26 protein-coding genes and 2 pseudogenes are annotated in these 26071 nt (G+C 62.2%); 19 read left to right on the top strand and 9 right to left on the bottom strand.

The annotated features are described in order from the left end of the window. Positions 1–101: 101 nt before the first annotated feature. Entirely contained in the window at positions 102–1346 is a 1245-nt protein-coding gene (locus ACJH6J_RS27575) for a phytoene desaturase family protein (protein ID WP_406804855.1), read from the top strand. A 76-nt stretch (positions 1347–1422) separates the two neighbouring features. On the opposite strand, the gene ACJH6J_RS27570 is transcribed toward ACJH6J_RS27575, so the two are convergent. Beyond that, a complete protein-coding gene (locus ACJH6J_RS27570) occupies positions 1423–2229 on the bottom strand; it encodes a hypothetical protein (protein WP_406804849.1) in 807 nt (268 codons plus the stop codon). A gap of 331 nt (positions 2230–2560) precedes the next feature. After that, positions 2561–3535, bottom strand: coding sequence for a PDR/VanB family oxidoreductase (locus tag ACJH6J_RS27565; RefSeq protein ID WP_406804854.1), 975 nt, complete (start codon positions 3533–3535; stop codon positions 2561–2563). A gap of 661 nt (positions 3536–4196) precedes the next feature. Here ACJH6J_RS27565 and ACJH6J_RS27560 point away from each other — a divergent pair. The 15 genes from ACJH6J_RS27560 (at position 4197) to ACJH6J_RS27490 (ending at position 16470) form a co-directional block, all read left to right on the top strand. Further along, entirely contained in the window at positions 4197–5132 is a 936-nt protein-coding gene (locus ACJH6J_RS27560) for an ABC transporter permease (protein ID WP_406804848.1), read from the top strand. Positions 5133–5161: 29 nt separating this feature from the next. Beyond that, a complete protein-coding gene (locus tag ACJH6J_RS27555; RefSeq protein ID WP_406804847.1) occupies positions 5162–6004 on the top strand; it encodes an MlaE family ABC transporter permease in 843 nt (280 codons plus the stop codon). 22 nt (positions 6005–6026) lie between these two features. After that, positions 6027–7106 (top strand): MlaD family protein, encoded by a 1080-nt coding sequence (locus ACJH6J_RS27550; RefSeq protein WP_406804846.1) that lies wholly within the window; start codon positions 6027–6029, stop codon positions 7104–7106. Beyond that, on the top strand, positions 7103–8110 hold the full coding sequence (locus ACJH6J_RS27545; protein WP_406804845.1) for an MlaD family protein: 1008 nt from the start codon (positions 7103–7105) through the stop codon (positions 8108–8110). The genes ACJH6J_RS27550 and ACJH6J_RS27545 overlap by 4 nt, the downstream gene beginning before the upstream one ends. Then, positions 8107–9069: an MlaD family protein gene (locus tag ACJH6J_RS27540; protein WP_406804844.1), complete on the top strand. Its 963-nt coding sequence runs from the start codon at positions 8107–8109 to the stop codon at positions 9067–9069. Before ACJH6J_RS27545 ends, ACJH6J_RS27540 begins: the two co-directional genes overlap by 4 nt. After that, entirely contained in the window at positions 9039–10193 is a 1155-nt protein-coding gene (locus ACJH6J_RS27535) for an MlaD family protein (protein WP_406804843.1), read from the top strand. Before ACJH6J_RS27540 ends, ACJH6J_RS27535 begins: the two co-directional genes overlap by 31 nt. Positions 10194–10210: 17 nt before the next feature. Then, a complete protein-coding gene (locus tag ACJH6J_RS27530) occupies positions 10211–11185 on the top strand; it encodes an MlaD family protein (protein ID WP_406804853.1) in 975 nt (324 codons plus the stop codon). After that, positions 11182–12138, top strand: a complete 957-nt coding sequence (locus ACJH6J_RS27525) for an MlaD family protein (RefSeq protein WP_406804842.1) — start codon at positions 11182–11184, stop codon at positions 12136–12138. The genes ACJH6J_RS27530 and ACJH6J_RS27525 overlap by 4 nt, the downstream gene beginning before the upstream one ends. Before the next feature lie 32 nt (positions 12139–12170). Continuing rightward, positions 12171–12818: a hypothetical protein gene (locus ACJH6J_RS27520; RefSeq protein WP_406804841.1), complete on the top strand. Its 648-nt coding sequence runs from the start codon at positions 12171–12173 to the stop codon at positions 12816–12818. Between the two features lie 130 nt (positions 12819–12948). Then, on the top strand, positions 12949–13542 hold the full coding sequence (locus ACJH6J_RS27515) for a hypothetical protein (RefSeq protein WP_406804852.1): 594 nt from the start codon (positions 12949–12951) through the stop codon (positions 13540–13542). Beyond that, on the top strand, positions 13539–14129 hold the full coding sequence (locus ACJH6J_RS27510) for a hypothetical protein (protein WP_406804840.1): 591 nt from the start codon (positions 13539–13541) through the stop codon (positions 14127–14129). Before ACJH6J_RS27515 ends, ACJH6J_RS27510 begins: the two co-directional genes overlap by 4 nt. Before the next feature lie 68 nt (positions 14130–14197). Further along, entirely contained in the window at positions 14198–14569 is a 372-nt protein-coding gene (locus ACJH6J_RS27505; protein ID WP_406804851.1) for a hypothetical protein, read from the top strand. A gap of 125 nt (positions 14570–14694) precedes the next feature. After that, on the top strand, positions 14695–15228 hold the full coding sequence (locus ACJH6J_RS27500; protein WP_406804850.1) for a hypothetical protein: 534 nt from the start codon (positions 14695–14697) through the stop codon (positions 15226–15228). Between the two features lie 88 nt (positions 15229–15316). Beyond that, the gene (locus ACJH6J_RS27495) at positions 15317–15721 is read left to right on the top strand and encodes a nuclear transport factor 2 family protein (protein ID WP_406804839.1); all 405 of its coding nucleotides are present in this window, start codon (positions 15317–15319) and stop codon (positions 15719–15721) included. A 14-nt stretch (positions 15722–15735) separates the two neighbouring features. After that, positions 15736–16470 (top strand): glucose 1-dehydrogenase, encoded by a 735-nt coding sequence (locus tag ACJH6J_RS27490; RefSeq protein WP_406804838.1) that lies wholly within the window; start codon positions 15736–15738, stop codon positions 16468–16470. A 215-nt stretch (positions 16471–16685) separates the two neighbouring features. Here ACJH6J_RS27490 and ACJH6J_RS27485 read toward each other — a convergent pair whose 3' ends face one another. Continuing rightward, complete coding sequence (locus ACJH6J_RS27485; RefSeq protein WP_406804837.1) at positions 16686–17171, bottom strand: Lrp/AsnC family transcriptional regulator; 486 nt, start codon at positions 17169–17171, stop codon at positions 16686–16688. A 188-nt stretch (positions 17172–17359) separates the two neighbouring features. On the opposite strand from ACJH6J_RS27485, the gene ACJH6J_RS27480 reads away from it, so the two are divergent. The 3 genes from ACJH6J_RS27480 to ACJH6J_RS27470 all read left to right on the top strand — a co-directional run bounded on the left by ACJH6J_RS27480 (position 17360) and on the right by ACJH6J_RS27470 (position 22392). Then, positions 17360–19687: a transketolase-like TK C-terminal-containing protein gene (locus tag ACJH6J_RS27480; protein WP_406804836.1), complete on the top strand. Its 2328-nt coding sequence runs from the start codon at positions 17360–17362 to the stop codon at positions 19685–19687. 37 nt (positions 19688–19724) lie between these two features. Then, positions 19725–20897, top strand: coding sequence for a 2-oxo acid dehydrogenase subunit E2 (locus tag ACJH6J_RS27475; protein ID WP_406804835.1), 1173 nt, complete (start codon positions 19725–19727; stop codon positions 20895–20897). Between the two features lie 475 nt (positions 20898–21372). Beyond that, positions 21373–22392, top strand: coding sequence for an ABC transporter ATP-binding protein (locus ACJH6J_RS27470; protein ID WP_406804834.1), 1020 nt, complete (start codon positions 21373–21375; stop codon positions 22390–22392). A gap of 264 nt (positions 22393–22656) precedes the next feature. Here the strand turns inward: ACJH6J_RS27470 and ACJH6J_RS27465 are convergent, their stop codons facing one another. The 6 genes and pseudogenes from ACJH6J_RS27465 to ACJH6J_RS27440 form a co-directional block, all read right to left on the bottom strand. Then, positions 22657–23628: a zinc-binding alcohol dehydrogenase family protein gene (locus ACJH6J_RS27465; RefSeq protein WP_406804833.1), complete on the bottom strand. Its 972-nt coding sequence runs from the start codon at positions 23626–23628 to the stop codon at positions 22657–22659. Between the two features lie 132 nt (positions 23629–23760). Further along, positions 23761–24654: an SDR family oxidoreductase gene (locus ACJH6J_RS27460; RefSeq protein ID WP_406804832.1), complete on the bottom strand. Its 894-nt coding sequence runs from the start codon at positions 24652–24654 to the stop codon at positions 23761–23763. 101 nt (positions 24655–24755) lie between these two features. Then, a pseudogene (locus tag ACJH6J_RS27455) lies at positions 24756–24896 on the bottom strand (aldehyde dehydrogenase); the annotation flags it as partial. 24 nt (positions 24897–24920) lie between these two features. Further along, a complete protein-coding gene (locus ACJH6J_RS27450; RefSeq protein WP_406804831.1) occupies positions 24921–25190 on the bottom strand; it encodes a cytochrome C oxidase subunit IV family protein in 270 nt (89 codons plus the stop codon). Between the two features lie 4 nt (positions 25191–25194). Next, on the bottom strand, positions 25195–25794 hold the full coding sequence (locus ACJH6J_RS27445; RefSeq protein WP_406804830.1) for a cytochrome c oxidase subunit 3: 600 nt from the start codon (positions 25792–25794) through the stop codon (positions 25195–25197). Further along, positions 25791–26071: pseudogene (locus ACJH6J_RS27440) on the bottom strand (hypothetical protein); the annotation flags it as partial. The pseudogene ACJH6J_RS27440 and the gene ACJH6J_RS27445, both read right to left, overlap by 4 nt.

Genomic DNA, 26071 nt, shown 5'->3' with positions numbered 1-26071 from the left:
TCATTTTCGAGAGACCTCGACCTCTATCCCGGCAACGACGCGCCAACCACCTCTACACCCTCATCTGTGAAGAGCCAGTTATCGGTGCGGGTGCGGGCGGCATGGCCGCCGCGGCATATCTGGTCAAACGTGGCTACCGAACGCTCGTCGTGGAACGAGAACCACAGGTGGGAGGACGCGCCTCCACCGTGGACATCGACGGATTCGCCGTCAACACCGGCGCCCAGATCTTTGAGATCGCAGGAGCCAATAAAGACCTGTTCGATGAGGTCGGCGTACCGATCCGCGCGCGCAAGCAGAAAGTCCCGCTCGTTCTCCGCCTGGGCAAGTACGACCTGCCCATGATGAGCGGACCCACCGGCTTCGTGATCAACAAGATCGTGATTGCTGCACTGGGCGGAGCATCGCGAAAATTTGGATGGTTCCGGCCAAGCCAAGACCTGACCCTTGAACAGTGGCTCACCGGCATGGGTGCATCAGGCCGAACGATGAAGCTGATCCGGAACCTGACCAGCGCGATGTTTGCGGCCGAACCAACAGATGTATCAGCCCAGGTGTTCTTCGACTACCTGACGAAGAAGGGCGGCATGAACATCTACGGGTCGCATCCCGATGGCGGGATCGGCCCCTGGAAGGACCTGGCCGGCTACATCGAGCGCAGCGGCGGCCAGATCTGGCTGAACGCGGCGGTCACCGGCATCGGCGTCAACGCTGACGGCATGGCGGATTTGGTGACCGTCGAGCACAAGGGCGGCGGATCACAGACGGTCCAAACCCGAAGCGTCATCAGCAATGTCGGGCCCGTGGCAACCGGTGGCCTGGTACCTGCAACTGCATGGCCCGACGGCTACGTGGAGGCTCTGCGCCGCGACAACTATCCCGGCACACTGATCACCATCAATTTTGCTACCTCCAAACCCATCCCAAATCTGAAAACCCTTGTTTTCTTTGGATTCACCGAGCGATTGGCGTACGCGTCCTATATGAGTGGGCCGTCGCCGAGTCTGGCGCCCGCCGGAAAGCATCTGTACTGCGTGACGAGCACCCCGCACCCTGCCAGCATCGGGTTCGACGTCGACGCGGAAGTGGAACTGCTCAAGCAGGAGGGCATCGCCGAGTTCCCGCAACTTGCCGATGCGCGGATACTGTCCGTCGAGGTCTGCACAGGTGACTGGCCCGGACAACGCGCCATTCCCGGACGCGACTGGCCGAATGAAACGCCGATCCCGAACGTGTGGAACGTCGGTGATGGGGCGCGCCCGCGGATGGGAGCAGGCCAGAGCGGATGCGTCGAGTCGGCGCGCTTAGCTGTCGGCAAGCTCGAGAACGCGATAAGTCCTTACTAGCAACATGATTGGCGCGCTGAGTAACGTCAGGCGGCTCAGTGCGCCTCGTCGCGCAGGCGTATAGACCCCGCCCTGGTCAGCAGCCAGCAGCTTTCAATTCGTCGAGATACCCGCCTGTTTGCGTCGTCAGCTTCTCCATCACGTCAATGAATGACCTCCGCTGACCGGTGTTTGGTATGTCGATTTGCTCCAGGAACTCTGCGCTCAGCGCCATAGATCCGATGCTGTGGCGGGTCACCCCGTCGGCTCTGCGTTGTCGCCGGCGAATGGTGATCTCCTTCTCGACCGAGTGATCTGCGAGGACCGTCATCGCTCCTTCGCTGATGATGTCGAGATTGTTGTCGCCGAGCGCCAGTGACGCGACGTTGATCGGAATCTCATGCACCGCTTTGTGTTTGTCTCGGTTGACCAACACGCCGAGGATGGTCAGGCCGTGCCAGTTCACGTCGCCGTTCCCGTTGAACGGCTGGTTGTTCTCGATCACCGCCAACACAGCGGGATCGACAAGGGCCTGAAGAGCCGCGCGCTTGGGCTGCCATTCGGCGCTCGATTTGGCCATGGGGTGGTACAGACTGTCGCGCTGGCTGGAGGTCAGGGTCACGGAGTTCTGAGCCGCGCGGCTCATCGCATGACCGTAGACCGCGTGGTCGTGGGCGGCCCGCAGGTTGGTCAAGATGTCACCCATGATGAGGCTCCACTCGGACGGGGCGCGAAGGCTGACGCGGAGGGTCAGTACCGCGCGCTCGTCGGTGTCGCCGAAGGGGTAGGTGACCACATAAGAGATTTCTTTGCTCAAGTCAGCGGACCGATAACTCTCGACAGAGGCCTGTAACTCTGCCAAATGCTTTTGGGCACGTCCATGTTTCGCGTAGGCGCTATCCACAACTGTGCATATTAGGTCGAGGGCGTGGTGGATGGTGTCACTCAGGCCATGTGTGCAGCTGGCTCGGCCGACCGTAAGTTGCCTCCCCAGTTGGATCTGGCCAGGCGCACCGCGCCGGCCAGCCTTCGTATGGCCGCGGCCGAGGGGATTTTTCGAGCTTCGCCGTCGCGATGCAGTCCGTACCTCTTTACGACGCCAAGTCGTGAGGTGCACAGGTCCGCGAGGCGGGCTCTGCGTCGCGCCACGTCGCACGGTGGCGGGTCAAACCAGTCTTGGGTGGGTACCTGGTCTGCCGTGCGCGCTTGCGGTTAGGCGGGGGTTGGCGCCACCGTCAGAGGTCGAGAACCAGACGCTTTCCGATGCAACGTGATACGCAGATCATCATCGACTCGCCGGCCTTGCGTTCCTCCGGGGTCAGCACTGAGTCGCGGTGATCGGGAACCCCTGAGACGATATCGACCTCGCAAGTTCCGCAGGTGCCTTCCGAGCACGAACTGAGCACGTCAATGCCGGCGTCGCGAACGACGTCGAGAATTGACGAACCGGCTGGAACCATAAGCGTGACACCGGATTCAGCGCATTCCACCTCGAAGGCCGTATCGACTGCGGTGTCGTCGATCGGTCGGGCGGCGAAGCGTTCCACGTGCAGCGGCACGTCCGCTTCACCGCAGGTGTCCTCCATGGCCGCGATCAGAGATTCCGGTCCACAGCAATACGCGGTCGCATTCGGGTCCGCGGACGCGAGGAATCCGGCGAGATCGAGCAGTCCGTGTTCTTCCTGCGTTCTGAACTGGACACGGTCGCCGTATCGCTTGAGCTCCTCGACGAACGCCATCGAGGATTGCCGGCGGCCGCCGTAGAGAAGCCGCCACGGCGTGTGGGAGGCCTCTGCGGCCCGGATCATCGGCAGGATCGGGGTGATCCCGATGCCGCCCGCGACGAACAGGTAGCTGTCGGCAGGCTCCAAGGGGAAATGATTGCGCGGGCCCTGTGCAACCAGTTGGCAGCCCTCGTCGACCACGTCATGCAGGTACGCCGAACCGCCCCGTCCCGCCTGCTCGCGCAGGATGCCCAAGCGCCACTGCGTTGTGTCGTCGGGATCGCCGCACAGCGAGTACTGGCGGGTGAGTCCGTTTCCGAGGACCAGATCGATGTGAGCGCCAGCCTGCCATGGCGGAAGTGCGGCGCCGTCAGCCTTTTCCAGCACCAGGGCCAGGCAATCATCGGCAACGAGTTCCCTGGAACGCACGATCAGAGCCAACGTGTTTGCGGCGCTGACGGTTTCGCGGGTCTGTAGTTGCGTCATGTCGATCTCCAGCATCGGATCAATATCGGTATTTCGGCTAACTCGCCTGTGCTTGGGGTGTCCACCAGTGGCGCGCAGGACCGCGTGCCGCTGGTGGGGCCGGGTGAGGCACGACGTTGTGCCGCCACCTTCAGGGCTCTTCTCTACCCGTTCATTGACTTCATGTCAAGAAAATGATGTCCTATTAGTGGATGGGCAAACGGTCGAAAATGTGCACGTAGTGGGCATTTTCCGGCGCTGGTTACGAACGAATCGATGACCCTGCCGACCGTGAATCCGATCCCGTTGTCGCCCGATTTCGCACAATCTCGACTTTCGGTCATTGATTCCAGATCAACGTTGTGGTTAGGATGTGACCCACCACACGTTGCAGCCCGAAGGAGACCGATGCCGGTTCGCCCAGTGGTTGTGACGCGACCCGCAACGGCCTGGCCACTGCATCCGGTCGGCTTAGCCAACAGAGCAAGGGGCTGGCCTTGTGGCGCAGTGCAAGCAAACGCCGTTCTGGCCAGATGCGGTGAGGTTACGGCCGCAGCCGCGTAGGTGACATACGCGTGGCCGCCGCAACGCCGAGCCCGCAGTCACCGACCATGCCCACCCACTCACCAACAAAGGACACGGCAATGACGCCCAGTTTTCCGCGGCCCTCTGGGGCACCGCGATGACCATGCAGCGGGCCTTGCTTACCGAGCTCGATGACGAGCAGGCGCCGACGGCGCGCGATGGAATGAACGGCGGTCAGGACCCCGTTGATCGCCCCGGCGGGGCGCTGGCGTCGGCGAAGGCCGGTGCGGGCAAGACACTCTCGAAGCTCGCTGCGATTCCGGTGCGCAGCGCCGGCACCACCGGCCGCGGCGTCATTCTGGCCGGACAAGTGATGAAATATGCTGTAACAGACGCGATTACGATGAAGTTGCCGTTCGGGGAACTGATCGTGCAAGCGTGGACGCTGCTCAAAGTGACTGCGCTGCCAGCGGTTCTCATGGCAATTCCGTTCGGCGCGATGGTCGCCGTGCAGCTGTCGGGACTAGTCAATGAGGTCGGCGCCAACTCCCTGGTTGGGTCCGCAACCGGTGTGGCGGTCCTGCGTCAGGGCGCGCCGGTGACCGCAGGCCTGCTCATGGGCGGTGCCGCCGCCTCGGCCATCGCGTCTGACTTCGGTGCTAGGGCGATCCGCGAGGAACTCGACGCACTGCGGACCCTGGGTATCGACCCGGTCCGGCGGTTGGTCGTACCCCGCTTCCTGGCGTTGCTGCTGATCACACCGATCCTGGTGGTCATCGTCATCGCGATGGGTGTCGGTGCGGCCTTCGTCATCGCAACCGAGGTCAACGGCGTCACGCCGGGAAGCTTCTGGCTGTCGTTCGGGTCTTTCGCCAAGATGGTCGACCTCTGGTTCACCCTCGGCAAGGGCTTCTTCTTTGCCGCGATCGTCGCGGTGATTTCCTGTCAGCGCGGGATGGAAGCTAAAGGTGGACCGCGCGGCGTCGCCGATGCGGTGAATGCGTCGGTGGTGCTCAACGTTCTGTTGATCGTCATCGTCAATCTGGCCATCACCCAGCTGCAGACCATGTTCTTCCCGATGGCGGTGGCATAGTGGCAGCCCCATCACAGCACCGCGCTCTGGTGCCCTCGAAGCTATTCGGTGCCCGCACTGCCGCATTTCGGCGGCTGCAGAGCCCATTTCAGACCGCCGGTCAGTGGGCAACGTTCATCGCTCAAACGGTCTGGCTGTTGCCGATCACGGTGCGCAAATACCGACGCGAGACGCTGCAGGTTATGAACAACCTGGCGTGGGGACGCGGGTCGGTCATCGTCGACGGCGGTGTCATCAGCGTGCTCGCCGTCCTGGGCATCACCGTCGGCGCTATCGTCGCCATCGAGGCATTCGCGACACTCAACCTGATCGGGCTCGGCGCGCTGGCCGGCATCATCGGCGGGTGGGGCAACGTCCGTGAAATGGCGCCGCTCGTGGCAGGTGTGGCATTCGCGTCCCAAGCCGGATGCCGCATGACCGCCGAAATCGGATCGATGCGCATCGCCGACGAAATCGATGCCACCGAAGCAATGGGGTTGCGATCCATCCCGTTCGTCGTCGGCACCCGAGTCGTTGGCGGATTGATGTGCGTCGTACCAGGTTTCCTGCTGACCCTGGTCGTCAGCTTCATCACCTCCGACACGGTCATCCGCATCTTCTACAGCCAGCCCGGCGGTACCTACAACCACTATTTCGTGGAGTTCCTCACCCCGGCCGACATCGCCGCCTCGCTGACCAAAGCCATCATCTACTGCACCGCAGTCACGCTGATCCATTGCTACTACGGATATTTCGCCTCAGGCGGACCGGTCGGGGTTGGTCAGGCCTCGGGCCGGGCAATCCGGGCCAGCCTGGTGACCATCATGGTCCTGGACCTGGCAACCACCATCATGCTGTGGGGTCTGCGCCCCCAATTCGTCTTCAAAGGTTAGGTGAGCAGCCGTGCTATTTCGTATGTCGGCGCAAGCCGAAGCGCGCCGACTGACCATCATCGGCATCGCAGTCCTATTGAGCTTGGCCGCAGTGTGTTTCGTGATCGTCGCGCGACCTTTCGGCAAGAAACAAACCAGTCACATCTCCGTGGTCATGGACCTGCCCTACGTCGGCGAGGGCGTCGCCATGGGATCGCCAATGCTGATGCACGGCGTGACCGTCGGCAAGGTCACCTCGGTGTCCAGCATGGCCAACGGCAACGTCCGGCTCAACGCCGACCTCGATACCGCCCCGACGGCGCACCTCACCGACACCTTGGGCGTGGACTTCCGGCCCGCGAACTACTTCGGTGTCACCGGCATCAACCTGGTTGCCGGCCAGAACGGTCAACCGCTGCGCAACGGCACCCAGATCACGACCACGCCGACCGGAAACTTCACCCTGCAGGCACTGCTGTCACGCATGGGCGCCATCACCGACGGCGTCATCACACCCAAACTGGTCAGCGTTATCAACCGGGCAACCCGCTACACCGACGGACTCAATCCGCTCATCGAGTCGATGGTCACCACAGCCCAATCGGTGACGAAAGTCCAGACCGTCAGCACCGAACAACTGCTGCGCAACACCACCGGAATCAGCGCCGCCTTCCCCGGATTCGTCCAACACGCCACAGTGGCGGGCTACAACTTCAACGAAGGCGCGGGATACGTCGTGTTCAACGTCTCAGGCAAAGACGCGCTGCCCGGCCAAGACATGATTCCCGTACCAGGGCAACCCGTTTCGGACAAATACTGGAACGAGCACGCCATCGCCACCTTGGAAGTGATGGCCAACTCGTTCTTCGGGGCAGTAGGCAAGCTGCTGTCCTCACACACCAGCGATCTGCTGCCAGCGGTCAACCTCATCCAAACGCTGACCGACACCGTTCCAGGATTGGTGACCCCCGTCGGCGTCAGAGACATGCTGGTTGAGCTACGAACACGGTTCGAGAAGCTCTACGGCGGGTCGCCCGAGCAGCGGGCACTGCAGGTGCACATCGTGCTCGATCAGTTGCCCGGCGTTCAGGCTCCGGTCGCTGCAATGGGAGGTGGATCGTGATTAAGCCCGTAGCTGCCCTGTGGCGGTTTGTGCTCGCCAGCTTGTTGGGAGCGGTCGTGTTCGTGCTGATCGCGAACGTGCTGCGGCAACCGGTCGCGAGTGAAACACGTACCTATACAGCGGAATTCACTGATGTAGCCGGTTTGCATGTGGACGCCGACGTCCGCGTGCGCGGTGTGCGCGTGGGGAAGGTCAAAGAACTGCGCCTGGTACGTAGGGCCGGCCAAAGCATCGCCGAAGTCGATCTCAGTCTGGACACCCGCTACACCGTGGTGCGGTCCTCGCGGTTGGCGATCAAGTACCAGGCGTTGACAGGATTGCGCTATCTCGATGTCGCCAACCCTGCCGAGCGCGTGCCAAGCAGTGAGGCGATTACCCGGATACCGCTGGGCATGACCCAGCCGTCCTTCGACATCACCACCCTGTTCAACGGATTACAGCCTGTGCTGGCGACGCTGAGCCCCAACGACATCGACAAGTTCACCGACAACGCCGCGACCTTCCTGCAAGGCGACGGTAACGGCCTGGGACCGATGCTCGACAGCATCCACAAGCTCACCGAGTTCGTGGCCGACCGCCAACAGGTCGTCTCCACGCTGATGAACAACCTCAGTGCAATCGCCGACACCTTCGGCGGCCACTCCAAGGACCTCGTCCAGATCATCGATTGGCTGAACCGACCCGTCGATGCCGCGCTGTCGGTGCTTGACGAATTCCGCAAATCGGAACTGTACGGTCCCGCATTCACCTCTGCCGCAGTCAAATTGCTCGAGAACGCGGGATTCAAACCGGGCGCAGCCGACATAGATAAAGGAATCGACCGTGCGATCACTGTCTTTGACAACTACAGCGACGCCTTCAAGCGAGTGCCCGTGATCTGGGACAATATCCAGCCGCCGGCTGAAACGGGCGCGGCATTGCCGTGTTCGCGCGGACGAGCACAACTTCCCGAGTCGATGGACGTTCTGCTCAACGGGCAACGGGTCGTGCTATGCAACCGATGAAATCGTTCCGGAATCCGATGTTCTGGGGTGTCGGCGCCCTACTCATGGTCGCCGTCCTGGCGGTCACCGCTGCCGCCGTCTACGTCAGCCCACCGAATCAACGGGCAATCACCTTCTACACCGATGACGCCGCCGCGGTACGTCAGGGCGACGACATGCGCATCGCGGGAATCACCATCGGCAAAGTCGAGAGCCTCTCCATCGAGCCCGACCGGGTCAAAGTCCGCGCGTCAGTGGACAAGTCGGCATTCATCGGCGATCAGTCGCAGATCCAGGTCCGCATGCTCACCGTCGTCGGCGGCTACTACATCGACCTGGTTTCCCTCGGCGACAAGCCGTTGGGCGAGAAGGCGATACCCGTTGAGAGAGTCACGACGCCGTACAACCTGATGAAGACACTCGCCGACACCACCAAGGTGACCGAGCAGGTGAACCCCCGGCCGATCCGCGAATCCCTGGACGCGCTGCAGGCCGGGCTCAAAGGCACCAACGTCGATACGCTGACCGCGGTCGTCAACGCAGGCAACGCCATCACCGACACCATCGACAAGCAACGCGGGCAGGTCTCCCAAATTCTCAATCTGTCTGACGAATACATCGAATCGCTCACCAACTACCGCGGGAAGCTCACCGAGCTGGTTCAGAAGATCTCCATCCTGGAACAGACGCTGGTGCTGTACGGCAAGGGATTTGCCGGCGCGCTCAAAGGTATGGGCGACATCAGCGACGACTTCCTGATCCCGTACGCAAAATTCTGGGTCAACGGCCGCGAAGAATTCATCCAGAAGGTCCGCGAGTGGCAGAACCGGGTCCGGCGTTGGGTCGACAACAACAGCAGAATCGTTCCGAGGCTTCGCCGGGTCCGCGACAAGATCGAACGCGTCCTAGACGCCCAGAACGCACGCCCCGAGCTGCTCTCCACTGACGTATGTATTCCGATGCCGGGAAGTGGCTGCTGATGGATACCAACATGATTCGACGAGTCGGCCGTAACGCACTGAACGCGACAGTGCTCGCCGGCGTGGTCGCCGTTAGTTCGTCCTGCGGATCTACCGCGCATTCGGACGCGACCTACTGCGCATTCATGCCCGACACCATCGGCCTCTACGTGGGCAACCCGGTCACGCAAATGGGGTATCCGATCGGCACCGTCACCGCGATCCAACCCGGAGCCCAAAGCTCACGCGTCAGCTTCTCGATCACCGAGAACCGGAATCTGCCGGGCGATGTCAAAGCGGTGATCCGGTCCCCATCCATTCTGGCCGACCGGTCGATGGAACTGGTCGGCAACTACGCCGCCGGTCCGAAACTTGCCCCGGGGTCATGCATTTCGCTGGACCACTCCGCCTCGCCGAAATCGCTCTCAGAGGTGATCGGTTCGGCCGATACCTTCCTCAACGCAGTCAACCAAACAGGCTCACTCAACGTCGCAGACACGATCCGCGGAATCGACCAGTTGGCCCACAACAACGGTGCAAGCGCCGGGCGATTGCTGACCACGTCCTCGGCCTTGCTTGACAGCCCCGACCAACAGATCAGCGACATCGGCAACATCATCCAGAACGTCGCAACGCTCACCACGACCCTTACCGAGATCAGGGAACCGCTCAAAGAGATCGTGCTGGACGGCACCGGCACGATCAGCGACGTATCGGTAGCCCTCGACGGAACCGCACGCCTTGCAGGCGATAAGGCCACCCCTGGCATCGGTACCTTGGGACCTCTGCTGGAGTCAGTCGGGGTGTTGGAGACCCATCTTGGGGATGAAACCCAAATCACCCTGGACGCGGTCAGTGACACCGTCCGCAAAGTCAGCCCGCACGCCAACGAGCTGGCGCAACTGTTCAACGGAGTTCCGTGGTGGATCAATACGGCGGCGAATCACTTCAATGCCAAGCAATTCGGCACATTCAACATCGCCTACAGGCCGCCGATGTTCCGGGTCCCGACCCACAACGGGCTGGCCCTGTGCGGCGCGATGAACGCCTCCATGCCGGGCAGCTGCGCCGACGTCAACGGCCAGCCCTATGCCGTGGACGTCGCTCTTCTGCAATACGTCCTGCAGCAAGCGAGCCACTCATGATGCGACGCATCCTGCTGATGCTCACCTGTTCAATGGCGGCGATCGCGATGTCGGCGTGCGCGTCGATATCGGTCAACTCGTTGCCGCAGCCGGGTGGAAGCCGCAGCGACGGATACGACCTGGTGATCGAGTTCGCCAACGTGCTGAACTTGCCCGAACGAGCCAAAGTGGTGCAGGACGGCACAACCGTAGGTGTTGTGACCAAGGTCGATCTGCGGAGCGACCATGTGGACGTGACGGCGCGCATCGACGCCGGCGTGGTCGTTCCCAACAACGCTCGGGCCACCCTGCAGCAATCCACGGTCCTGGGCGACACCTACGTCGCCGTAGAGCGCCCCACCTCAGATCAAGCGGGAACGGCGATCCACGCCGGTGGCCGGCTCCCTGTCACGCAGACCACCTCGCCGCCCCAACTTGAGGACACGCTCGCCAACTTGGCGAACTTCGTTGGCAGCGGAGCGATTCAACGAGCGCAAGACACCATCATCGGCATCAACCACGTGACCCCCGCCCGGCAAGAAGACTTGCACAACATGGTCAGCCGCGTCACCACCGACCTATCGGATCTGTCCACCAACATTGACACCGTTGACAAATGGCTCAACGGCGTCACCGGTACGGCCGACGTGATGATGAGCAACCTCGACACCTACAAGTACTGGTTCTCGCCAGCTGGCATGTTGGGTTTCAACCGCGGAACCCAGGTCAGTCGCTACATCGGCACCATCTTGCCGTCGATCGGCAGCATCTACAGCGGCGGTTACTGGGTTGTACCACTGCTGAATTCACTGGCCAATGCCGTCGGAGCAGTGCAACAGAGTAAATGGGACTTCGAAGGCGAAGCGGCGGCCTGGCGCAAGTTGTTCATCGAAGACTTCCTCCCCGTCGACAAGAACCCGGCCATCAACATCACGTCCATCACCGGCCCCGACGGTCACGAGATGATCGACAAGACGCAGGACGTGCTCCGAATTCTGGGAGCCATGCCATGAGACGAGTCAAAAACATCGCATCCTTCGCTGCCTTCGCCGCGATCATCGCCATCGCCGCGGCGTACATCGGTTCGTTCGGTCTGCGCATGGGACCGCCCGAGCACCGCATCAACCTCACGATGGCCGTTCCCGACATCAAAGGGCTTGTGGTGGGCTCCAGCGTTCTGCTGCGCGGAGCTGCGATCGGCAAGGTGACCGCGATCTCGACCAACGAGGCAGAAGCCACCGTCAAGTTCTACGTCAACGGCGACCAGCGCATCCCGGTCGACAGCGACGTGCGACTGGACAACCTATCGGCACTGGGCGAGGCCTACATCGGATTCCTGCCCAACGCCGACGGCGGACCCACGCTCGCCGAGGGCCAACACATCAATGCGAGGACGGTCACCGTGCCACCCTCGATCTCTCAACTGGCCACCACCGTGGTGCGCATCCTCAACCAGATGGATCCCGACCAGCTGAAGCGGGTCGTCAACGAGGCCGACGCCGGCCTGCCCGATCCGGGACAGGTCCTTCCCAACCTGCAGCGGGCCAGCCTACTTACCCGAAACATGGTGGGAGGCATGAACGGCAAAGGCCAGGACGTCCTGCGAAACTTTCAAACGCTGCTCGAGAACGCCGGATGGGTCGGACCCAAACTCGCCACCATCGGCCCACCGGTTGAGTCCTCCGGCGTCAACATCGGCCGCGTCTATCGCGGGATGATGAACACCGTCGGCTGGAACAACCCGCAGAACATGGTGCTGTTCCAGAAGTTCCTCGCCCGCATCCAGAATCTGCTGGACACCCGGGGCGGCGACATCAAGGTGATCACCCGATCCCTGCTGCCGCAGTTCCAGGGCATCGGTGGAGCACTAATGAATTTCGATACGGCACAGATTCTTTCGAATGCACTATCGGGTATCCCGGAGGAGGGTGCGATCACACTGCATGTCACCATCCCCGACCACTAAGACCAATCCGACATTCTGAAAAGGAAACCATCATGTCCGTCATCGACACCGACAGTTTGATCGACAACGACGAAGTCACCGAGACCGACGATGCTGACGCCATTGACAAGGGCAACGCTGCGGGCGACGAGAAGTCAGAAGGCTTGCAATCCAAGCAATCCCGAAGCATCTCCATCTCGGTGCGTGCGGTCATCGTCGCGGTGGTGATCGCGGCCTTGGCTGCCGCGGCGGGAACCTTCGGGTGGCTGTACATGGGCGCCCACGACCAGCTCACCGCGCAGGCTCAAGATACCGCCAACCGTCAACACGCCGAGGACATCGCGGCGAGCTATGCGACCAATGCCGCACAGATGGACTACCAGGACTTCAGCGCATGGAAAGTCAAGCTGGTCAACGGCACAAGCCCCGAACTCAAGGACAAGCTCACCAAGGCGGCCAACTCGATGGAGCAGGTCCTGGCGCCGCTGCAGTGGAAGTCGAGCGCCAAGCCGCTCGCGACGAAAGTGCGGTCTAACGCCGGTGGCATCTACACCGTCGACTCGTTTGTCAGCGTCCTGACCAAGACCATGCAGGCACCCGAAGGACTGCAGTCCACCGCTACATACAGCGTCACGATCGACAGCCGCAACAACTGGCAGATCACCGATGTCGGCGGAATTGACTCGGCGCTGGGCAAGTAGAGCCCTACTGACCACCCTCCCCTCGTCCGGCGCCCGCCTAGGCGCCGGCGGAACCCAACGAGAGGCCACGATGCGAAACTCTGGCATAAATGCACTGGTGCGCCGGTTTGACCGCCGCGGCAGAACCAGATTGGCCGCTGCAGGCGCGGCGCTTTGTGCGGCTGCAACTCTCGCGAGCCCCGCCGGCGCCGACACGTCCAGCGACTACGATCCTGTCGCCCACTACGACCAGCCCAAACCGTTGCCTGCGGTGGACGTGGTCGCTAGCAGTTGGCAGCCCCAATTCCCCTTCCCGTACGACCAGTGGCAGCAGCAAGTCACCCCTGCGGACATCACCGCGGAACGGGAAATGTGCCAGTGGTACAACGCCCAATACGAGACGGTGCGTCACCAGATCGAGGGCCTCAACGACAACGTGGTACGCCACAACGGCGACTTCAACGCGCCCGACGTGGCGCCGAACGCCGAGATCGTGGCTGCCAATGTCGCGCAGTCTGCTGGCTTTCTCGCACCACGGGCGCAGGCGCTAACCCAGGCTTATGACCATGCGGGCGATATGTTCTACCCGATCTATCAAGGCGACGCGTTCTACGGCCTATGGCAACAGATGTCGAACCTGAGCAATGGCCTCGCGGCCAGACAGCCAACGTGGTTCACCGGGCCGTCATTTCACCTGATGCAGTTCTGGGGCAGCAAGATCCACCGCTCCCATATCTGCGGGTGAACGCGCCCAACGCCACGGCACGACCGCCAGCCAAACAGACCGACGACAAGCCTAGCCAGGAGAGCACCGTGTTGGCTTCACATTCAACGACGACGGTGATACCGCCCCGCCGCGAGCGGAAAGCATTTGGCGCCAAGATGATTACCGCACTCGTGCCGGCGATCGGACTCGCAGTGGGGCTCGCCGCACCCGCCACGGCCGACCCCGCACCCGAGATTGCACAGGTCATCGCCTCCGCACGCGGGGGAGTGTCCTGCGGGGCGTTGAACTACAACCCCACCGTGGAAAAGGCGGCGGACATCGTCAATCGTTCGACCCACACCTACCTCAATCACACCGCCGAGAACGTCCCCGCCGACAATCCGCATCCGGTCGCAATCGTGAAGGATCTCGGCATCAATACCGACAAAGTGTCCTCGTTGCAGGGTGCCGCGCACGGCCACAACGAGTCGAATGTGATCAAAGGCATTCTGTTGCAGGGCCGCAAAGACATACCTGATTGCACCTACACCGACTACGGCGTGAGCCTCCTGTACGAGCCCGACACTGATTTCACGATCGGCGTAGTCGTCCTGGTTGGGAAGTGAAGCGGGACATGACTATTCCGTTCCCGTCCCGGTTTGCAGCGATCGAAGGAGCGTCCGTGCGCCGCATCATGGCAACGATGGCCTGCGGTGTCGCGGCCTGGACGCCGGCACTAGTGTGCCCAACGACTGCATGGGCCGATGATTCGGTGACCTACGAGGTCGTCTCGGACGACATCCATACCGCCAACATCGAGTACCAGGACCTGACCGGCCGGGTCTCGGTACAACAGGTGCCACTCCCATGGCGTATCGATGCGGCAGTTCGTGGTGTTCGCAGTGAACCACCACAGGGAAGCCAGGTCCGCGCGGACTGGAGGCCAACCGCAGCGCCCACGCGATGGGTCTCGGTGCGCATCATCTATCACGGGAAAGTCATCTGCCAGAACACCCTGGACATCGGTGACGCCGCCTGCTACGGCATCACCCCGCGAATCACCTGACACAACAACATAACTCGACAATGACCGAAAGGAGACGACGAAACATGCACATTGACGACAATGCTCCGGCGCCTGGGCGCCCGATCCGCAGCCGACGGCTGACCGCGATCGGTCGTCTCGCAATCATGCTCGCCGTCGCGATCCTGGGACCCGCCCAGGCAACCGTCGCGCACGCCGACCCGGCACCGCCGGCAGCCGCGCCCGACCCGTACCCCGACATCAGGTACTACGACCAGCTCGACGCCGGCAATTTCGTGGTTCCAGGCGGAGTGTTCTTCATCGCGCCGACAGGACAAAACTGCGGCATCTGGGGCCGAGGCAGCTTCGGCTGTGCCGGTGACATCGCCGGCGCGCCGCCGGGCACCAACCACATCGGGTGGATCGACGGTGACCGAGCCGTCCACTACGACTGGTCCGTCGCAGTCAGATTCCCCGCCAGCCAGGCACAACAGCCGCTCCCACCGCGCAGCAAGATCACCCACCAAGGCACGACCTGCGCGGCCACGCCGGACGGCCGAACCTATTGCGAGCGTGGGGCGCTGCGTTTTGTCCTCGAGCCCACACGGACGTGGTTGTCGGCGCCGTGGACAGACCTCAGCTGGCAACAGTTGGGCCCGGCCTCCTGCAGCCCGCCAGGCGGCGGGCCCTGCTACAGCTGAACCCGCCGGTTGCCGTGAAGGGCGCGCTCCCCGGCCGCCACAGGCTCATGGCACATATCTACGAAGAAATCGAAAGGCACACAACGCTATGACAAGCAACACCGACAGAGCTCGCCGCTGGCTCGACGTGCTCGCCACCGGCGCCGTCGACGACTGGTACGGCCTCGTCCACGAAGACTTCAGCATGCATGCGCCGCTGATGCCCGGTGAGACCGAGACTCCCACCCACGGTAGGGAAGCCAACCGCACGCGCGTCGGGACGCTGTGGCAGGCATGGGAGACGTTCTGTTTCACTGATGTCGAAATCCACGGCGCAGCAGACGATCCCGCACTGGTCTTCGTCACCGCACGCTCGGAAGCCAAGACTGTGTGGGGTTCCCCTTATAGCAACAGCTACTTCATCCGTCTGCGATTCCGCGATGGCCAACTGACCGAGCATCTCGAGTTTATGGACCCACGACCGGTCCTGGAAGCCTTCGACGGCCACCTCTAGAAAGGAACGACACAATGTCACTTGCGGGAAAGATTGCCCTGGTCACCGGCGCCGCGAGCGGAATCGGCCACGCCGCCGCTGCGGCACTCGCCGCCGCGGGCGCCGAGGTCTACCTCGCAGACCTCAACGAACAGGGAGCCAAAGCGGCAGCCACGGCGCTCGGTGGGCAGGCCAAAGGCATCCACCTGGATGTGGCTGACGCCGACTCTTGGGCCGCGGCCGTCGCACAGGTGACTTCGCAATCAGGGGCTCTGTCGGTCCTGGTCAACAACGCCGGCATCTTCACCCCCGGCGGCCTCGAAGCCATCGGACAGAACGAGTTTCAGCGGACCTTCGACATCAACGCCCTCGGCGTGTTCCTCGGCATGCAGTCGGTTGTCGAGTCGATGAAAACCGCCGGCGGCGGGTCGATCGTCAATGTGTCATCGTCCGCTGGTTTGGTCGGGGTCAAGGATGCCATCGCCTACTCTGCCTCCAAGTGGGCTGTTCGCGGCCTGACGCGCAGCGCCGCATTGGATCTCGCGCCCTACTCCGTCCGGGTGAACTCTGTGCACCCCGGACTGATCGAAACACCGATCTTCGCCGGCTTCCCCCGCGAAGCGCTTGACGGTATGACTGCCGCCTTGCCGCAGCCACGACTCGGGCGCCCTGAAGAAGTTGCCGCGGTCATCGCCTTCCTGGCATCCGATGAGGCCAGCTTCTGCACCGGCGCCGAATACACCGTCGACGGCGGATACGCGTGCGCCTAATGGTTTGGCGCGCTGGTTTCCTCCCCGGTTCAAAAAACCTGGGAGGAAACCAGTCTCACCGTTATTCGCCAGCGAAGTCACTAATGACTGGCCACAAACCCCCGACGGGGCAACGACATTCTCGGCACGCCGGGCGCCGTGACTTGGAACCAGGTTCTGTAATGGAACCGCTGTGCGCGGGCAGCCACGCAGACCTGAAAGCTATTGAGCAGGTACTACGTTCGCTCGACAATAGTGTCCAGCAAGGGCGTCAGCCGGTAGTCGACCAGTCTGCGCATTGCCAGTCCTGTCGTAGTCTTCTCGACTCCGTCGATGTCGAGAATCTGCCCGGCGACGCGATAGAGATCATCAGCGTCACGGGCCACGATGTGGACAAGCAAGTCGGTGACACCGCTAAGACCATGCACCTCGACGACTTCCGGCACACCTCGGAGCGCATCAGCGATGCTGCCGAGCTTGCGTTGAGTCACGGCGACCAGAATGAACGCCGTCAACGGAAATCCCAACGCGGCCGGGTCGATTCGACGTTCGAACGACTGCAGCGTCCCGTCCGCCTCGAGCTTTGTCAGACGCGAATGCACCGTGTTGCGAGCAAGTTTCGTCGCTTCAGCCAAACCCACAACGGTGGCTCTCGGGTCGGCGGCCAGCGCCCGAAGGATTCTGGCGTCGATGTCGTCGACAACGTGGTGTGGTGTGGGCATTCTGCACAACTCCCAGGTGGTGATACGTGGCCTAGATGCGCATATTGTGCACCACGGGTGCCCTCTCTTGCATCAAATGTCGTTCAATGTTGTGCTTCGGTGAGCTGTCTGCCCACTGCCGGCACACGAACCAGGTGGGCGGATAGTTACCAATCCTCCCGCGTCGCATGCAAAACAGGCAGGCCGTCATGAATGCAATCGTTTCCGTTGGCTCTCCAGCACAATCCTCGAACCTCAGTGCCCTTGAGGTCGTCGAGAAGCGGGTGTTGTGGCTCGCAACTGCGATGGTCCACCACGCGAACCGGGTGCGGCCCAACACATCCGGACTGAAGGTGGGCGGACATCAGGCGTCGTGCGCCTCGATGGTCTCCATCATGACGGCCCTTTGGTTCGAACAGCTGCGTTCGGGGGACCGCGTCTCGGTCAAACCACACGCCTCGCCCGTACTGCACAGCTTGAACTACTTGCTGGGGCAATTGGACGAGAAGTACATGACCACCCTGCGCGAGTTCGGCGGAATTCAGTCCTACCCAAGCAGGTCGAAAGACCCCGACCCGGTCGACTACTCCACTGGCTCAGTGGGTATCGGCGCTACCGCGCCCGTCTGGGGGGCCATCGCCCGCCGCTTCGTCGACACGCACTACGGCACCGGCGGCACCGGTAGGCAGTACTCACTGGTCGGCGACGCGGAGCTCGACGAGGGCGCAGTGTGGGAAGCCATCATCGATCCAGGAATCGCCGACCTCGGGGAGATCGTGTGGATCGTCGACCTGAATCGCCAGTCGCTCGACCGCGTCGTCCCCAACATCGCAGCAGGCCGCCTAGAGAGCATGTTCGCTGCCGCGGACTGGCAGGTCATCACGGTGAAGTTCGGGCGCCTACTCGAATCGCTGTTCACCAAACCCGGCGGTGACGCGCTGCGGACCCGCATCCTGCAGATGCCCAACCCGGAATACCAGCGGTTGCTGCGCTGCAGCGCCGATGAGATCCGCCTTCGCTTGCCCGGCGAGGGCCCGGGAAGTGCCGACATCTCGGCGTTGGTGTCGACTCTCGACGACGCGACGTTGTCCGCTGCCGTTCGCAATCTCGGTGGACATGACCTCGCCGCGTTGAACAACGCGTTCGAGCAGATTGATGACACGCGCCCAACCGTGATCATCGCCTACACGATCAAAGGCTATGGATTGCCGACCGAGGGGCATCCGCAGAACCACTCTGCTCTGTTGAGTCGTGACGAATACGCCGCGCTGGCAGCGACTCTCGGTATGGACCCGCTGCACCCGTGGCAGCGATTCGACGACCATTCAGAGGAAGGCCAGTTGTGCGCTGCAACCGCAGAACGCCTGCGCCGCGAGCTGATTCCCTCGCTGACCCCACCGGCCGTGCCTACCGACATCGGCCGCACACCGAAAGGTTCGGCGACCACGCAGGCCGCACTCGGACGTGTGCTGCTGGATCTGACGCGCGAGGCGCCCGAGGCGGCAAGTCGGGTGGTTACCGTCAGTCCTGACGTCAGCTCGACGACCAACCTCGGCGGATGGGTCAACAAGGTCGGTGTCTGGTCAGCTGCCGAACGCCACAACTGGTTCGCCGACGACGCTGAAACGATCATGCATTGGAACGAGCGACCCAGCGGGCAACACATGGAACTCGGCATCGCTGAGACAAACCTGGTGGGTCTCATCGGTGAGCTCGGTGCGACCTGGAGCCGTTGGGGGCAACCGCTATTCCCGATCGGTGTGCTGTACGACCCGTTCGTCGAACGCGCCCTGGAGCCATGGTCGTTCGGCATCTACGCCGGTGGCCAATCGATCCTGGTCGGGACTCCTTCCGGCGTGACACTCGCAGCCGAAGGCGGTGCACACCAGTCGATCAAGACCCCGTCGATCGGCATCGAACAGCCCGGATGCATCAGCTACGAACCCGCGTTCGCGCTCGACGTCGAGTGGACACTGTTGGCCAGCATCGCCCGATTGGGTCGCCCCGACGGAACGTCGGCATACCTACGGCTATCCACCCGCCCGGTCGACCAAACATTGGCCAATGTCCCCGCAGACCCCGCTGCCCGCGAACGCCGTCGTCAACAAGTCGTCGCCGGCGGGTACCCCTTGTTGCGCAGGGATTCTGCTCGCGTCACCATCGCCGCGATGGGCACTCTGGTCCCCGAAGCGATGGCTGCCGCGGAACGGCTCCACGAGGCCGGCGTGCCGGCCGATGTGGTGTGCGTGACCAGTCCCGGGCTGCTCTTCGAAGCACTGCAGGCCCGCCAAGGCCGCACACACGGTGAGACATGGATTCTCGATCAGCTGTTCCCCCAAGACCGTGCCACCCCATTGGTGACCGTTCTCGACGGCCATCCGCACACATTGGCGTTCCTGGCCAATATCCAACAAGTACGGGCTACCGCGCTCGGGGTGTCCAAGTTCGGACAGGTCGGCACCGTTGACGATGTGTATCGCTACCACGGCATAGACACGGACAGCATTGTCCGTGCGGCCCTTGACATCGCCCGCTAGTCCACCGCATCAGGTCAACGAGAAAAGACAACAATTCATGACGAGCACACAGCAAGACGTCGAGACCGTCGTCTACATGCCAGCACTGGGCGAAAGCGTCGAGGAGGGCACCGTCACCCGTTGGCTCAAGCAGCCTGGCGACCGAATCGACGAGGAGGAGCCACTTCTGGAGGTTGCCACCGACAAGGTGGACACCGAAGTGCCATCACCGTGCAGCGGCATCCTCGTCCGCCTCCTCGCCGAAGAGAACGACGTCGTCGCCGTCGGTGCCGAGCTTGCCGTCATCAGCACCGAGACCGCGGCCCCACCGGTCGCGGCTGCACCACAGCCCGTCATCGCGGTGCCGGCACCGGCACCAGTCGTCACGACAGCGCCACCGATTCCATCTGTCCCCCAAGATATTCCGCAGGCCGCGCCAACGACTGTTCCCGAACCCGCTCCGGTTGCCGTGAGCCAACTTCCCGTCGAATCCGCCGCGCCGAACAACGGCACACAACCGGTGGAGAAGTTGACCCGAATCCGCCGCACCATCGCTGCGCGCATGGTCGAATCGCTCAGCGTTTCTGCACAGCTGACGACCGTGCTCGAAGTTGACTTGAGCGCCGTCGCCAAACTCCGCAACGCGCACAGGTCTGACTTCCATGCACGAACCGGTGCCAAACTGTCTTTCCTGCCGTTCTTCACAAAAGCCGCGATCGCCGCGCTGCCCGAGCACCCGATGCTCAACGCGTCACTCAACGCTGACGTCACCGAAGTCACCTATCACAGCTCCTGCCACCTGGGAATTGCCGTGGACAGCCCGAAAGGCCTTATGGTTCCGGTCATTCGGAACGCCGACACCCTCAGCCTGGCGCGTATCGCTCAATCCATCGCCGACCTCGCGCAGAAGGTCAGGTCCGGAACCATCACACCAGACGAACTCAGCGGCGGCACCTTCACCATCACCAACACCGGTAGCCGCGGTGCCCTGTTTGACACACCGATCATCAACCAGCCGCAGACTGGCATCCTGGGAACCGGAGCCGTCGTCGAGCGCCTGGTGCCGATCCGCGACGAAGACAGTGCTCTGCGCATCGAGGCCAGGCCGTTCGCCTACATGTCCATCACATACGACCACCGCATTGTCGACGGTGCTGACGCGGCGCGCTACCTCAGCGCCGTGAAGAAGCATCTCGAATCCGGCTTCGCCGGTAGCGATCTGGAGGAATAGGGAGATGGAGCAGCGCGGCGCGTATCCCTCCTGCGCGATATCGATTGCGCAGAGACTTACGCCTCGCGCCTACGTTGAGCATGGAGAATGGTCGCCCCAGTCAGAACAGCAACATCTGCGCCGATCGGTGGTAATGCTGCTGCGCACGCTCATGGTTGCCATCCTGCTGGCGGCCTACTTGTGGGCGGCGGTCTGCGACAACTCCACATCCACGCCCCACGCCCCGTCAGGTCCGGCACGCGGTCACACGGTCAGTATCGCCCCGCTGCAGACCCCTACTCCACGCGGCGAATCACACAGCGAGGCGGCTGATTTCGAATTGCGTCCTGAACATGGGGCGTGACTAGTGCACCCGATTCCATCAGCAGAGGTGCGAACCCGAAAGTCGTTACCCCGTCGTGCAATCGCGCGTAGCGATCTGGGCGCCGCCAGTGGCGCCGGGAATTAGCCAATCGATGTTGGAAGGCGAAAAACCATGGGCATTGAAATCGATGTAACGGGGCTGAGCAAGTCCTTTGGGTCGTCGAAGATCTGGGAAGACGTCACGCTGACGATCCCGGCCGGTGAGGTCAGCGTCATGCTGGGCCCGTCCGGTACCGGTAAGTCGGTGTTCCTGAAGTCCCTGATCGGTCTGCTGCGTCCCGAGCGCGGTTCGATCGTGATCGATGGCACGGATATTCTGCAGTGTTCGGCCAAGGAGCTCTACGAGATCCGGACCCTGTTCGGTGTGCTGTTCCAGGATGGCGCGCTGTTCGGTTCGATGAACATCTACGACAACACGGCCTTCCCGCTGCGCGAGCACACCAAGAAGTCCGAGTCCGAGATCCGCAAGATCGTCATGGAGAAGCTGGACGTCGTGGGTATGCCCAACGATGGGCATAAGTTCCCGGGCGAAATCTCCGGTGGTATGCGCAAGCGTGCGGGTTTGGCGCGGGCGTTGGTGTTGGACCCGAAGATCATCCTGGTCGACGAGCCGGACTCGGGTCTGGACCCGGTCCGTACGGCGTACCTGTCGCAGCTGCTGATCGACATCAACGCCCAGATCGACGCGACCATTCTGATCGTCACGCACAACATCAATGTGGTGCGTACGGTGCCGGACAACATCGGCATGCTCTACCGCAAGCACCTGGTCATGTTCGGTCCCCGCGAGGTGCTGCTGACCAGTGAGGAGCCGGCGGTAAAGCAGTTCCTCAACGGTCGTCGTATCGGCCCCATCGGTATGTCCGAAGAGAAGGACGAAGCCACTGCGAAAGCCGAAGCCGCGGCAATCGAACTCGGTCACAGCCACGGTGGTGTCGACGAAGTCGAGGGCGTGCCACCGCAGATCGCTGTCACCCCGGGTATGCCGGTGCGCCAGGCGATCGCTCGTCGCCAGGCGCGCGTACGCGAGATTCTGCACACCCTGCCCCCGGCTGCGCAGGCCGCCATCCTGGAAGACCTCAACAACAACCCGGCTCCGAGCGAAGCCCTGACCTTACAGATCGCGCGATAGCCGCCATGCAACAGCAGCGGTAACTGACGTGTGTCTGGGGACCGTGTACCTATGAGCTTCGGATTCACCACGGTTGTGCCAACTGCCGCCGCCGCGGCAGTTGGGCCGCTCGCTACGCGGCCATAGCCTGGCAAATACTTGACCTGCTCAGCCTGGCCCTATATCGAAGACCAGGCTGAGCACGTGTACAGAAGGCCCCGACGCGCCGGACACGGGACCGCCATGTCATGGCAACGACTTTCAGTCCGGTGGGTGCTTCGAACGTCAACAACCGAATGTGATCTTCCCGGTGTGCGCATTGGTTTCAAGAAGCTGATGGGCCTCAGCGATGTCGGCTAAGGCGAAGCTCGAATCGAGCGTCGGCCGAATACCGTAGTCGGCCACCATGTTTAACATGCTCCGGAAATCGTCAGGGCTGCCGAGAGTAACCCCGAAGACCGATGCGTGGGAGAGATACAGGGTAGGTATGTCGACGAGCGCTGTGCGGCCACCGGTCGAACCGAAGACCGATATTCGCCCTCCAGTGCGTAGACACTGCAGTGCCTCAGGCAGATTCGAGCCAGCGCCGCTGAGGATGACGTCGACACCGCCTGAGGTGAATTCCTGAACTTGCTGTGGCCAGTCAGGATCCGGGTAAAGAAAGCCGGCGGTTGCCCCCGCCGTACGTGCAGCCTCGATCTTGTCGGGCGTCGACGAGGTGACCAGCACTCGTGCACCAGTCGCGGCGCCGAACTTGATGGCAAAGGTTGACACACCGCTGCCCGCACCGAGGATCAGTGCCGTCTCGCCCGGCCGTAGGCCTGTCCGAGTGAACATCGCGCGATAGGCAGTCAAGGCGGCGCAGGGTAGGGACGCAGCTTCGTGCCACGACAACTGGGGCGGTTTCGCATAGAGGTTCTGCTCGGGAACCGATATGTATTCGGCGTAGGTGCCGTCGGTTTCGTCGCCGATGACGGTGAGTCCTGAGCCAGGAAACGAAGCGCCTGGGGACCACCCCAGGCATGGGTAGATCACGACTTCGTCGCCGGTATCGGTCCGGACGCCGGCGCCGTCCATGCCCAAGATGCATGGCCGTGGCAGATCGCGGTCGCCGCGCCTGATGATGGCGTCGTGCCAATTCAGCGAACCGGCACGGAGAGCGACGACGACCTCGCCGGGCTGTGGTACTGGGTCCGGCACATTTTCGATGGAAAAGGCTTCCGGACCACCCCACTCGTGGACGACTGCGGCCCTCATGTGTGCGACCAGGCGGTTGTTTGACGATTCACGTGAGTGGCATCTCCAGAAACGGGCAATTGGGCGCACTGGCTGCGCGCTGCAGCAGCGCCATCGGTGACGATGACGGGCTGCAGCGCGCGTGCGCCGACATCAGAGGGGCTTGCCGGCAGAGAGGTCTGCGTTAGCCTTGGTGGCGAACTGTTCGAAAGTTGTCGGCTTGCGGCCCAGGAGCCACTCCAGCGTTTTCGAGTTGCCGATGAAGTCAAACTTGGAGTACCACCGCAAGATCGACTGCAGGATGTCCGCCTCGTGCTTGTGCTCACCGTTGATATCTGATGTGCCCCAAAGTACTTCAAGTAGATCAGCGGGTCTCTTGGACAGTACTGAGATGTCTTTGCCCATCACGCGAGACAGGATTCTGGCCATCTCGATGGGGTCGATCTTGTCGGGACCGGCCAACTCGTAGGACGCACAGAAATGTGCGGAGCCCTCGGTCAGCACTTTGACGGCAACGTCGGTGAGGTCGTCCAAGGCGATGTACGAGTGCTTGCGCGAGGTGTCGGTCCAGAAGCAGGGGAGCGCTCCCATCTGCATCACCGGCGCAACATGGACGTCCCACATCATGTAGTCGCATGGCTTGAGGATGGTGAAATCAACGCCGGACTCGATCAGTGCCTCTTCCTGATCGCGCTTGTAGCGGTGCTGCATGATATCGATGATCGTGTGCATCACCGAACTGAAGACCACGTGACGGGTACCGACGCGCTTGGCAGCCTCGATCATCGCGAAACCCATCTCGCGTTCGCGCGGGTGCGCACCAGGACTGATGTGATACACCGAGTCGCATCCGTCGAGTGCTTGGCTGTAGATGTTGGGGTCGCTGAGATCACCGACGAAGACTTCACTTGCCCCCAGCGACAACAGTTCGTCGTCGCGTCCGGCGGTACCGCGCGCGGCACGGATCGTCAGGCCTGCGGCGGCCAGCTTCGGCAGCAGCAGCTTGCCTTGATGGCCGAACGCCGCGGTAACCAGAACGGATGGCATGAGTTTGTCCTCCTAGGTTGGGATTTCGCGTCCGCCGTGTGAACGGCAGGTCTGAGAGCGGTGCGGCACGTCACACCGGGAATGTCACGCCCGTGAGCTCCTCGGAGACGATCGATAGGCTGTGTCGGCAGTGTCGCATCGGGATCATGGGGCGGCAGCGGATTGATCGTTGACAAGCGTTGTGCGACTGCGTCAGCGAGCTCTCGGGGATCGCCTTCGTACAGCACGGCGGTGTTGGCTGTGCGAAGGCGAAGGTAGCTGCTTGTCTACGGATGAATCGTAAAGTTGATGGTGATCAGTGCCGCGCACAGGACAACGACGTAGCCCTCGACGAGAATCCGGAGTCCGGCCTTGGCCTGCCTGACATCCATGAAATGATGTGCAACACAAAGGACTTTGATCATGGCGATTCCGATGATGATCGCGGCCGCTACGGTCTTGGAACCGTAGTTTTGTTCGACACCGACGATGTAGCCGCCGAAGGTCAAGGTCAACAGGGCCACCCAAGTAAGGGTCAGGCGTTTCTCGATATTCATGGCATCACTCGATGAGGTAGAACAAAGCGAACAGGACGATCCACAGCAAATCCACCATGTGCCAGAAGATTCCGAATGTCTCGATCGTTGCTGGCAGGTGGGGTGTCGGTTCGGGGCGCTGAGCCGTCTGGCGTATCCGACCTAACGCGGTCAGTCCGATAAGGACGTGCACCAGATGGATGCCGGTGAACATGAAGTAGTAGAGGTAGAACTGGCTGAACGTGATTGAATGGCCAGCTTGAAGCAGATGTGACCACTCGAGGGCTTTGATCGCCACGAACCCCACGCCACACAGAAAGGCTCCGTTGAGCAGCCGGACGACCTCTGAGTGTTCAGCCTTCTGGGATGTAGCCACTGCCTGCGCCACCAAGAGTGAACTGGTCAGTAGTAGAACGGTATTCAGTGCGCCGTAGGTGAGGTTGAGGGTCGAGTTCCCCGCCGCGAACGCGGCGGGATTGCGGCCGCGGACGTACATGAATGTGCCGAAGAACAGGGCGAACTCCGCCATGTCGCCCAAGACCAGAACCCAGATGCCGGCTTCTCCCGGGATGCGAGTCGACTTCTGTGCGGCGCGTGACGAAGTGATCGCGCTCAGTGCCGTCATGCGTTGATCCGTTCGGGTGCTGGGGCCATGGAAGCAAGTTGTGCGCCGTCGGGATCGGGCTCGGTGGCTTCCTCTGACTCTTCTTGGGCGATCGCCCGGAGCATCAATATTGAGAGGGCGATGATCCAAATGCCGAAGACGACGACGGGGACGTACCAAGTGAACAGTCCGTTCCACGCGAAGGGTCCGTCGTGGAAGAACAGAGCAATTGTCAATACCTGTGGATCGGGGTGTTTCAGGCGACCTCCGTTTCGGTGTGTTGATCGCCGTCTGACGG

The organism is Mycobacterium sp. SMC-18, assembly GCF_045310895.1.
Lineage (GTDB): Bacteria > Actinomycetota > Actinomycetes > Mycobacteriales > Mycobacteriaceae > Mycobacterium.
Note: the sequence above shows the minus strand (reverse complement) of the source record. Positions and strands in the feature narration are given on the sequence as shown.